This is a genomic window from Methanosarcina sp. A14, from assembly GCF_001729375.1.
In the GTDB taxonomy this organism is placed as follows: domain Archaea; phylum Halobacteriota; class Methanosarcinia; order Methanosarcinales; family Methanosarcinaceae; genus Methanosarcina; species Methanosarcina barkeri.
This window is the reverse complement of the sequence record NZ_LZPK01000051.1, coordinates 1-10,207: the sequence shown is the minus strand read 5'-3', so window position 1 is coordinate 10,207 and position 10,207 is coordinate 1. Positions and strand designations below refer to the sequence as shown.

Here is a 10,207-nt window from a genome sequence, read left to right as displayed (position 1 = left end):
TTTCTTTTTTAATTTTCTTTATTAAGCCTGATTTTAAATCCTGATTTTTAAGCCTGATTTGTATAGAATTTTGGAAGAATTGTTGAGTCAGTGACCCGTCAGTGACCCGGATTCTGATGAGAGTCATAAGTAACTCTCTATCTTTTTGTGGTAAATTTGCTATTTTTGCTGGTTATTTCTCCGGCTATGTAGAAAACTTTCTGAAACAATGTATCCATTAGTTTGAAGTGAATAGCTGGCATATTCTGGCATAATCCGTATTCATTATTTCAACCTTTTGGAACTGATCTGGATAGGGTTTCTGAGCTGATAAAACATTAAACCCGAAATAAAGTAATTTTACCTGCCATTTTCCATCTCATAGCTATCGTATTTTATAATATAATCATCGTTATTTCTCAAGTTTGTAATCAGTTCTCCTATCAGGCCAAGGGAAATAAACTGAGCTCCAGTGACTGTAAGCAAGATTCCGAGCATAAGAAGAGGTCTATCCCCTATTTTTAGTCCTGTTGCCCATAAAACCATTAAATATATGGACATAATTACCCCGGATAACCCGAGAAGAATTCCTATACCTCCGAAAACGTGTAGAGGCCTCTTTTTGTATATCATCAGAAATGTAACTGTTATAAGGTCCAGAAATCCTTTCAATAGCCTTTCGACCCCATACTTTGAGTCTCCATGTATTCTCGGGTGATGTTCAACTTCAATTTCTCCTACGGTATAACCTTTCCAGTAAACAAGAGCCGGAATGTAACGATGAAGCTCTCCATACACATTTATGTTTTTTACAACATAGCTATTGTATGCTTTATACCCACAGTTGAAGTCATGAATTTTAACCCCGGTTATGGATCGAGTTAACCAATTAAAGACTTTTGAAGGCAGAGTTTTCGAAATAGGATCCTGTCTTTTGTTTTTCCAGCCGGAAACCATATCATACTTTTTTAGTTTTTCTATGAACCTGGGGATTTCTTTTGGATCGTCCTGCAGATCCCCATCCAGTGTGATGACAATATCTCCTTTTGACCTTTTGAATCCGCAAGACAGAGCTGCAGCCTTTCCATAATTTCTCTGAAATCTTACAACCTTAACTGTAGAGTTTTTTATTTTTTTTATTTCTTCAAAAGTACTATCTGTAGACCCATCATCAATAAAAATTATTTCATATGTATTTACAATTAGGTGAGGTAGTGAAAGGGTATTGTAGAGTTTCTCATATAATTCCAGTATATTTTCCTCTTCATTATGGACTGGAATTATAATTGATAGATTGGGTTTACTAGACATGCATATCCTCTGGAACGAACGGTACACTCTGGAAAATACGCCGGAGTACGGGCTATATAAAATGCTTCTGCCAACTGCTTCTGCCGTATAATCTTTCGATTTTTGAATTGATTTTTTGAGATGTATATATTTAAGGTTTATATAAATATTCATTTAAATGTTAATTTTCATAAAAACACAACTATGTGTACTACTGTATATTATTTGCTGGGGAGTACTGTCCAGTCATTCTAACCAGATGTCAAAATAGTCCAAACCATAGGTTACTCAAGCTACAGAGAAAGAGGCTACAACTTAACCCATTCTTACATATCCCTACTAAATAATGTGAATAAGAGTTTAACTGCAAAACAGTCCAAACTGTCAGTACTCAGACTAAGATATGAGCCATAACTGTAACCCATTTTGACCTACCCCCACTAAATAATGTAAATAGGAATTTAACTACTTTTCTGACTCTTCGTAGTTTTTCTTAATTGTTTTATTTTGGTTGAAAATAATTGCCCAGTTGAAAGGTGAGAACCCTAAATAGATAAACATTGGTCTTGAGCATTATTTCCAGACAAAATATTCAAATATTACATATATTAGAAGATGCCAAAATAACCTTTTAGAGATCATCTTGAAGGGCTACTTAAAAAGACTCAACTCGGTTTAATTTTCAGAATTTCTACTGTTCATTATATTTTTTACTTTGAATTGATGCAAAAACCAATTTGATTCTCACTCAAAACCTATTTGATTATCACTTGCAAGATTTTAAGAATCATATCAGTAAGATTTTTAAAATCATATCAGAATCATTTTTCAGGATCAGAAACTTTACTGTTGTTCATAACACAAAATTCACAGAAACAACTTTTGTTTTTTGGTCAGCTCAACATTAATCTGCTGATTCGCAGATTGGGTAGGCACTCTCATAGACGCGGCTGAAGATATAGATCCACACTTTCTGCAGTAGTAAAATTCATTTGAACCAACTACCTGCTTTTTGAGAAATGTACCACAACGGGTACACTTCAAAGAAAATTCAAACATATTATTGTCACTCCAAAGAGAATTCGAACATATTATTACCCCAGGATTATTAATGGTTCAAGCCTTACAGTATCTTTCCTTGTCCAGTACCCGCACACAGAACAATACTGAAAATCCCTGAATGTATCATTTTCGAGCTTGGAGTTACACTTTGGACATTTTTTCAATAACATTTAGTAATCTCCTGTTCTCCAAAGATATAGATAAGATGGAGGTAGAACTTATTGTGAAATTTAAATTTGTTAGGTGGTTCAGCCATCATGGATTTTTAATAGTCCATAGAGAAAGTGTCCACGTATTTGACTGAACCTGTAACGGAGGTAATTTGACATTCAACAGATGCTATACAATCTAAGTGTCTATTTTTTAGAAGATGGATTTTTGTTTGAAGGTGTGTTTTGGTTTGGTTTGAAGATGTGTTTTGGTTTGGTTTAAAGTAAGTTTTGTTTGGTTTAAAGGTGTGTTTTGGTTTGGTTTAAAGTAAGTTTTGGTTTGGTTTGAAGGTGTATTTTGGTTTGGTTTAAAGTACGTTTTTGGTTTGGTTTAAAGTAAGTTTTGGTTTGGTTTAAGGTACATTTTGGTTTAGTATTGTTTTGGTTTAGTATTCGTTTTTAAAGATATCTGGAAAAAAGATAGAAAGATGATTTTTAATATAATCCTTTTTTAACTTCCTGTCTCCTTTCCTTGTTAATTTCCCATCTCACTTTAATCAAGCTTTAAATTCAAAGCTTAAGCTTCGGTGCTGTTATCGGTACTGTTTTCAGTAATTCTTCCGGGGCACATTGAGAAGTTACCTCCGCGCTGCATAGGATTTTGGTCGGGACACATTCCGTGATCCATTCCGTGATCCATTCCATGACCCATTCCCGGCATTCCCTGTGAAGAGGACATAATCTCTTTAAGATCTTCAAGGGACTCAGTTGCATTGATATTGTCCATTAGAGTGGTGAGTTCCGTGATTTTGTCGTTGAGTTCTGTGACATTCTCACCGCTATCATCGGTTATGTTTTCACTCTCGCTCACTTTAGCTTGAATGTGTTCAATTTCTTTTTCAATTGAGTCAACAGCCTGAGTCTTCATATGAGTTAATACAACTTCTTGCAGTTCTGTTGCACTTGAAGCTGCACTCACATTAGTGGATAAATCTTCAAGCTCAGTTATCTGTTCATTGATCATCTCAGTCCTGTTTTCATCAGTATTGTTTTCCAGCTGCTTGTTGAGCATCTCAGTCATATTTCCGATTGAACTGACAATATCGGTCTGGACATCAGTGTAATTGTCATCAGTTACATTTGCAACCTGATCAAGATTAAATAATCCAGGCATTCCACAGGGTCCCTGATTCATTCCCTCAGGTCCTCTGTGCTTCCCATCCGGTCCGCATCCGTTCGCTTGTGCCTGATTGAGCAGAACTTTCTGAAGCTCTGAGGCGTTGGATGTTTCACTTACATTAGTATAGAAACTTTGAAGGTTAGCAATTTGTTCACTGGTAGAATCAAGTATATCGGCCTGAACGTCGGTGAAATTTTCTTCAGTTATGTTTTGTGCAGGAACAAATTTCTGACTGTTTTCTGCAGCATAGGCTCCTGAAGGGAGAATACATAACACCATTAGTACCGTTGCAAAACGGGAAATTGATTTTAGTGATTTTGTCATCTTCATATTCTCATCCATTCTTGACTTATTTATTGTTCCATTTTTCTTGCAGGCTATCAACCTGCTGACAACCTTGAAATTAGCTGGCTTAAATATAAGCTTACTTCTCACGATAAAGAGATTAAAGAGAATAATTTTAAGAAAGAAGCTTTATTATACATTTAAATTCGGAGTAAACCTTAAAAAGCAAAATTAAAACTTATCGGAGTTCTTAAAAAACCGTATCTAAAAAGTAAAGTACTATTAATTTATTGTAAATGTAGTTTAGAGAACGAATATATCCTAAAATATAAATATTTTAAAATGTAAAGAAGTTAGGATATAAATATATTAAGATAGAAATGTTTTGAAATAGAAATAGACTAAGTTTCTTTTAGCAACTCGCCCGTGTTAGAAGTACCTGAATTGAGAAGTGCCTGAATAGAGAAGTACCTGAATAGAGAAGTGCCTGAATAGAAAACACTCATGCCTACACTTAAAACAGAGAATATCCAATCTTTTTATGCAGATAAACTAAGCGTTAATTTCTTTTAATACAATCTTCAAACATTAATTGAACATTTTTAACTATTTCTTCCCAGTCATAGTTTTCAGCTTTCCGCAATGCGGCTTCTGAAGCTTTTTTGTTCCTTGAGGTATTTCCAATAATTTTTATCACAGCTTTTGCAATCTCCCTTTCCTCAAGCCCCACAATAAACCCATCAACCCCATCTTCAACAAGCCCCTGTGCAGCATTATACTTTGCTCTAACCGTCACCACAGGAACTCCACAGGCAAAAGCTTCGATAACCACCATCCCAAACCCTTCCCGGCTTGAAGGCAGCACAAGCACTTTTGAAGCCTTGATTTTTCCGATCAATGCCCCATACTCCTGAAAACCTGCAAACTCGACATTCTCGCAAACCCCACTTCTCTTTGCAAGTTTCACTAGTGCTGCCCTTTCAGGTCCATCCCCAACAATGCAGCACCTGAGAGCTGGAAAATCGGCTTTAAGAAGAGCTACAGCTTTAATCAGCAAATCAACGTTTTTTTCCTTTATAAGCCGGCCTGCAAAAATAATATCATAAGCCTTATTTTCAGGGCCAACAGAGAATTTTTCCCAGTTAGGCTCAATCTCGGAGATTCTTTTAAGATCAATCCCGTTAGGAATAAACGCGATCTTTTCTCCAGGCACACCGAGTCCCTCAAGTCTATCCTTTGTCCATTTCGAGACCGCAATATTATTTTCTGATAACTTCGAAACAGCCTTCTCAATCAGCAATCCAAAAATTCCTGCCCTTCCTAAATATTCATACCAGTAATCATCCCATACCTCGTGCCAGGTAAGTACTGAAGGTACTTTTTTCAGGATTGAAACCGCTTTTACGGGAAAACAGGAAAAATAGGGAAAGACACTCACATCTATAAGGTCAAAATTTTCTTTCCTGAGCTCAGGGAACAATTTCACAGCGAAGATTATTGCCTCAGAAATCGAGCGTCTACCATTAACATACAGGTTTCGAGCTTTACAGACGCCGTGAAGAGTCATGCCTTCATACTCAAAAGTATCTTCTCCTTCCCACCATTTGACTCCGAAAATGTGTACTTCGTGTCCCCTGGACGAGAGCCGCTTTCCCAGTTCATGTATGCGCATTTCTGCGCCGCCCTTGACCCATGGATAAACAGCATCGTACACAAAAGCGATTTTCATTGAACCACTTACCAGTCTGTGTCAACTTCAAGGAGCATTACGCTCAGGACAATTGCCGAAAAAATCATCTGAAGGCCGATAAAGGCAAATACCATTGAAATAACTGCACTTTTCACTTCCGAGAGAGAACCGTATCCTGAGCTGATCCATGTGTATACTACTTTTAGCCCGAGCAGGATGCCTGCAATAAGTATAATTGAACCTGCAAACAGTTCTTTTTCAAGAGAATGGTAATTCAACCATTTTGCAGTGTTTCCCTTATCATTAGGATACATGCCGCGGATAAGGCCATATGTTTTCAAATAACCGCCAGTAGAGATCATCTGTCCTCCGAGGATCAAAAGCATACAGCCTAAAATGAAGGAATGAAGCCTGTTTTCTGCCACATTTCCGGTAAGAAGGAGAGAACCGGTTATCAGGGCTCCAAGGACGAAAACCACAGCTCCAGGTAGAAAAAGAAAAGGTAAAGGGCGATATAGCATCATAAACCTTATATGCCGCCAACCGTCCTGAAATGAACGAAGTTTGGAGGGAGTCCGGCGAGAGTAATACGTTATGGGGACTTCTTTTATTCTCAACCCGCATTTTGCGGCTTCAATTATCATCTCGGATGCAAGTTCCATGCCGTGAGTTTTAAGGTCCATTTTCTCAAGGGCTTCTTTTGTGAAAGCTCGCATCCCACAATGGGCGTCCGAAATTTTCGTCCCAAAAAGAAGATTCAGCATTCCTGTCAGGAAAGGGTTACCTATATATTGATGCAACCAGGGCATAGCTCCTTTTTTGATATCGCCTTTAAGCCTGGTACCCATTATAAAATCCGCGTCTCCTGCCATAAGAGGATCCAGGAACTTATCAAGCTCAAGCAGGTCATAGGTATTATCGGCATCAGCAATAGCAATATAGTCTCCTTTTGCTTCAGCCAGCCCTTTGAGATAAGCATTTCCGTAACCTTTTATCGGGCCTATTACCTTTGCACCCATTGACGCTGCAATCTCTGCAGTCCTGTCTGACGAGTTGTCAGCAATTATTATCTCCCCTTCTATACTATATTTTTTGAATATAGACTGAGCTTTCTCTATGCAAATTCGGATGGTTTCTTCTTCATTCATGGAAGGCATTACAATAGAAAGAGAGGGCATGTCCAGCTTATAAAGCATTATATCCTAATAACTATTTTGATAGATCATATCTTTCAGGAATTTGTAGTCCTCTTTAATTCTCAAAGTACTCCCAACAGGACAAAAAATAAAACAGAGAATAGGATCAGGAGATCACGAGTACAGAGCCAGAGAGAAAAACTCAACTCTTGCTAACAAGTTATATAAGGCATCAGAAAACTATTTTTAAGAAGGGACCCGATTTTCCGTGGATCATTAATCCATTTTGTGTATAATTGGAACCGCTTTACTTACATTTCAATTAGTTTTAAGGGGAATTCAAATGGTTAAGGTAAACGTGATATTCCATAGTATTCATGGTCACACTTACAAAATGGCAGAAGCTATAGCTGAAGGAGCTAGAGAAGTAGAAGGAGCTGAAGTGGGAATTTATCAGGTGCCTGAAACCCTGCCTTACGAAGTTCTGGAAAAAATGGGGGCAATTGAAACAAAAAATCTTTTTGCTCATATTCCTGTTGTGACCAGGAGCATGTATGAAGATGTATTCGCAGGAGCAGATGCCCTAATTTTTGGGACACCTACACGTTATGGAAATATGTCAGCCCAGATGCGTACAGTTTTTGATGGCCTTGGAGGACTATGGAGTAGAGACGCTCTTGTTGGAAAGGTAGGAAGTGTCTTTACTTCAAGTGGAACACAGCATGGAGGCCAGGAATCTACAATCCTCACAACACATGTTACCCTTCTTCATCTTGGAATGATCATTGTCGGGCTTCCGTATTCAGAAAACCGTCAAAGACGGATGGATGAAATTACAGGAGGTAGTCCATATGGAGCCTCAACGATTGCAGGAGCAGAAGAAAACCGCCAGCCTTCAGAAAACGAACTTGCAATGGCCCGCTATCAGGGGAGACATGTAACCCAGATTGCAAAAAAACTCACTAGGAAATAAAAGAAAACGTAAAAATAAAAAGATTGGAAAACATATACCTTTTAGGAATGTTCTCCGCATTTTTAATTTTTTCACCTTACAAATACTCAACCAAGACTCGGGAAAGTTATACCTCTGGATTCCACTTTACCCTGAGCTTTTATCAGACACTCCAGAGTACAGTAAGTTGCTTTTTCCTCTGCCTTTTTAAGAACAAAGAATTCTTTCCCACAAACAGGGCATGTTTTTTTTACGTAAGACATTGTAAACACGCATTCTCAGTAGTGAGTGATTTTTTTAATATTCGTTTTTAAGGTATTTACTAAGACAGCGCAATAAAATATAAACTTTCTTATCGAGTGTATATATATATTTAATAAGAAATTAAAATTGTATTACTGGACGGATTAAAAGATCTTTATCAAAATCAGTATATGAAGAAGACAATTTTCAGTCATAGGCTGTCTTAAAATGAAATAATCTTTATAATCAAAAATAATAAATTTTGCACCAAGAAATAAACTGAAGATTGCAAATGACAGATAATCAGAGCCGTATGCAATAATTTTAGGCCAGCCCACCAAAACCATAGAAGCTAAAGAAGTTCCTGAAAATAAGAAAAAAATAACCTTCAAATCTGACAAAATAAAGCAACTATTCTCTTTTTGCCAGATTTGGTTCTGTTCTACCATAAATATTTATACTTGGTTTATGGAAAGAACCAGAAATATAGGTTTTTAGTAGGAATATATCCTCTTCGTTTTGTTTTTCCTTGCTCGAACTTGTGTTAATTCCTTACTTAAATTTTTATGTAAGCCTTTACTTGATATAACTATATCATTTCCGTATTTGGCTACAATTGACTATGTTTTATCTTCTTCTAAAGAGTGACACTCCAAGAAGTCCGATTACTCCATAAATCACTTCGAATCCAGGCGACTTTGCGCTTCCACTTTCAGAAGCATTTGAACTTTGTGTCTGTTCAGAATCTGCTGCACTTTCATTATCCTGTTCGAGACCCTGAGTATCAGGTTCGGACTGTGTTTCATTCACAGTTTCTGTTACATTACTTTGAAGTTCAGGAGACGCACTTACGTTATCGCTAAAGTTTGTTGCTGTACTATCATTTTGCTCAATATCAGTAGATTCAGACTCTGTACCATTCACACTTATTACTGCATTAGAAGTACTGACGTTACTGCTAGCGACAATGCTGCTGTGGTGGTGATGGTGGCTGCTACTACTACTACTGCTACTGCTGCTCTCTTCGTTGGCAATAGCTTCATCCGTTACGTTTACTACATCAACTTTTGAGAGAGATCCAGCTTCGTTGCTTGCCGTGAGTGTTACTGTATAGTTTCCTGCTTCGGAATAAGTGTGTGTTGGGCTCTCATCTTCTGAAGTGTCCCCGTCTCCAAAGTCCCAGTTCCATTCGGTTGCATTTTGAGATAGATCTGTAAACTTCACAGAGCCACTGGAATTATCTGCACTAAAATCAACTATAGGAAGACCATTGTGTACAGATATTTCTTGAGTTTTTGTGCTCCAGCCATTCTTATTTTCTACCACCAGGAGAGCAGTATAGTCTCCGTCTGCAGAGTAATTGTGAGTTGGATTCGTCTCTTTTGAAATATTTCCGTCTCCAAACTTCCAGTACCAGGAAGTAGCATTCGTACTGTTGTCAGTAAATGATACATTCAAGGGAGAATTTCCAGAGGTGGGAGATGCAGAGAAATCAGCAACTGGTAAGTTTGAACCGTCCCTGTTGGCAATTACATAGGCTATTTTCGTAAGTGAGTCATTTCCTTCAGGCCCCCATACTAATAGCGTAACATTATAAACGCCAGGCTTTTTAATATTATGATGGGTTGATGTTCCTAAACTGCTGTAAGTAGTATTTCCCGTTTCTACGTTTTCAAATATCCATTTCCAGTTAGTGACATTACCAGTGACGTCACCCGTAAACCTTGTATATAAAGTAACATTTCCACTTGTAACGTTAGAGGAAAAATCATTAACTGTTACATTGCCTGCTGCTAGGGCTGTAGGCATTAGAAGTATAACCAGCACTAATAAAACCATAGGCAAGAAAATTTTTTTCATGTCGAGTTCTCCTCAGGACCAATGCACTTGATGTGCAGAATAAAGCAAGAGCAAAGTTACCCTGAACATTAGGGTTCATGCAGCTTGAAGATTTATACCGCTATTTTTAGCTCAGTTGCTTAAGTCCTATTTTTTTTGATTGTCTGCCGGCTATCCGCCGTTTGACAGTCACAAAATCGACAGACTTGTATATAAAGCTATTTTTTATATTTCTAAAATAAGAATTTATTTTTTAGGGGGTATTTAGCCTTATTAAATAAATTAGTTTATTAGTGTAGATTTTTCAATTAAAATAAAGGAGAAAATTAATTTATTGACTATTAAATAGATTAATGAGAGTTTAATTTTAATTTAGAGTCATGTTACCTCATATTTTAACAC

General features: G+C 37.3%; 8 protein-coding genes. 1 reads left to right on the top strand and 7 read right to left on the bottom strand.

What is annotated here, in order from left to right; translation table 11 throughout:
- Nucleotides 1-339 precede the first annotated feature (339 nt).
- The 5 genes from A9239_RS03380 to A9239_RS03365 form a co-directional block, all read right to left on the bottom strand.
- Nucleotides 340-1,290 (bottom strand): glycosyltransferase family 2 protein, encoded by a 951-nt coding sequence (locus tag A9239_RS03380; protein WP_048119637.1) that lies wholly within the window; start codon nt 1,288-1,290, stop codon nt 340-342.
- Between the two features lie 1,073 nt (nt 1,291-2,363).
- Nucleotides 2,364-2,495, bottom strand: coding sequence for a hypothetical protein (locus tag A9239_RS20110; protein ID WP_255361895.1), 132 nt, complete (start codon nt 2,493-2,495; stop codon nt 2,364-2,366).
- 562 nt (nt 2,496-3,057) lie between these two features.
- Nucleotides 3,058-3,990 (bottom strand): hypothetical protein, encoded by a 933-nt coding sequence (locus A9239_RS03375; RefSeq protein ID WP_048156786.1) that lies wholly within the window; start codon nt 3,988-3,990, stop codon nt 3,058-3,060.
- 514 nt (nt 3,991-4,504) lie between these two features.
- Nucleotides 4,505-5,674 (bottom strand): glycosyltransferase family 4 protein, encoded by a 1,170-nt coding sequence (locus A9239_RS03370; protein ID WP_048119638.1) that lies wholly within the window; start codon nt 5,672-5,674, stop codon nt 4,505-4,507.
- Between the two features lie 8 nt (nt 5,675-5,682).
- Nucleotides 5,683-6,831 carry a glycosyltransferase family 2 protein gene (locus tag A9239_RS03365; RefSeq protein WP_048119640.1) on the bottom strand — a complete coding sequence of 383 codons (1,149 nt, stop codon included), beginning with the start codon at nt 6,829-6,831 and terminating at the stop codon, nt 5,683-5,685.
- Nucleotides 6,832-7,114: 283 nt separating this feature from the next.
- Here A9239_RS03365 and wrbA point away from each other — a divergent pair, with 283 nt between their 5' ends.
- Nucleotides 7,115-7,744: an NAD(P)H:quinone oxidoreductase type IV gene (gene wrbA / locus A9239_RS03360; protein ID WP_048119642.1), complete on the top strand. Its 630-nt coding sequence runs from the start codon at nt 7,115-7,117 to the stop codon at nt 7,742-7,744.
- Nucleotides 7,745-7,830: 86 nt separating this feature from the next.
- Here the strand turns inward: wrbA and A9239_RS19300 are convergent, their stop codons facing one another.
- Both A9239_RS19300 and A9239_RS03350 read right to left on the bottom strand, forming a co-directional pair.
- The gene (locus A9239_RS19300) at nt 7,831-7,986 is read right to left on the bottom strand and encodes a hypothetical protein (RefSeq protein ID WP_176722094.1); all 156 of its coding nucleotides are present in this window, start codon (nt 7,984-7,986) and stop codon (nt 7,831-7,833) included.
- A gap of 607 nt (nt 7,987-8,593) precedes the next feature.
- A complete protein-coding gene (locus A9239_RS03350; RefSeq protein WP_048119645.1) occupies nt 8,594-9,826 on the bottom strand; it encodes a PKD domain-containing protein in 1,233 nt (410 codons plus the stop codon).
- Nucleotides 9,827-10,207 lie beyond the last annotated feature (381 nt).

Coding starts and splice junctions, on each gene's coding strand:
- A9239_RS03380 (WP_048119637.1), bottom strand. CDS start 1,290: ATGTCTAGTAAACCCAATCTATCAATTATAATTCCAGTCCATAATGAA.
- wrbA (WP_048119642.1), top strand. CDS start 7,115: ATGGTTAAGGTAAACGTGATATTCCATAGTATTCATGGTCACACTTAC.
- A9239_RS03365 (WP_048119640.1), bottom strand. CDS start 6,831: ATGCTTTATAAGCTGGACATGCCCTCTCTTTCTATTGTAATGCCTTCC.
- A9239_RS03350 (WP_048119645.1), bottom strand. CDS start 9,826: ATGAAAAAAATTTTCTTGCCTATGGTTTTATTAGTGCTGGTTATACTT.
- A9239_RS19300 (WP_176722094.1), bottom strand. CDS start 7,986: ATGTCTTACGTAAAAAAAACATGCCCTGTTTGTGGGAAAGAATTCTTT.
- A9239_RS03370 (WP_048119638.1), bottom strand. CDS start 5,674: ATGAAAATCGCTTTTGTGTACGATGCTGTTTATCCATGGGTCAAGGGC.
- A9239_RS03375 (WP_048156786.1), bottom strand. CDS start 3,990: ATGAAGATGACAAAATCACTAAAATCAATTTCCCGTTTTGCAACGGTA.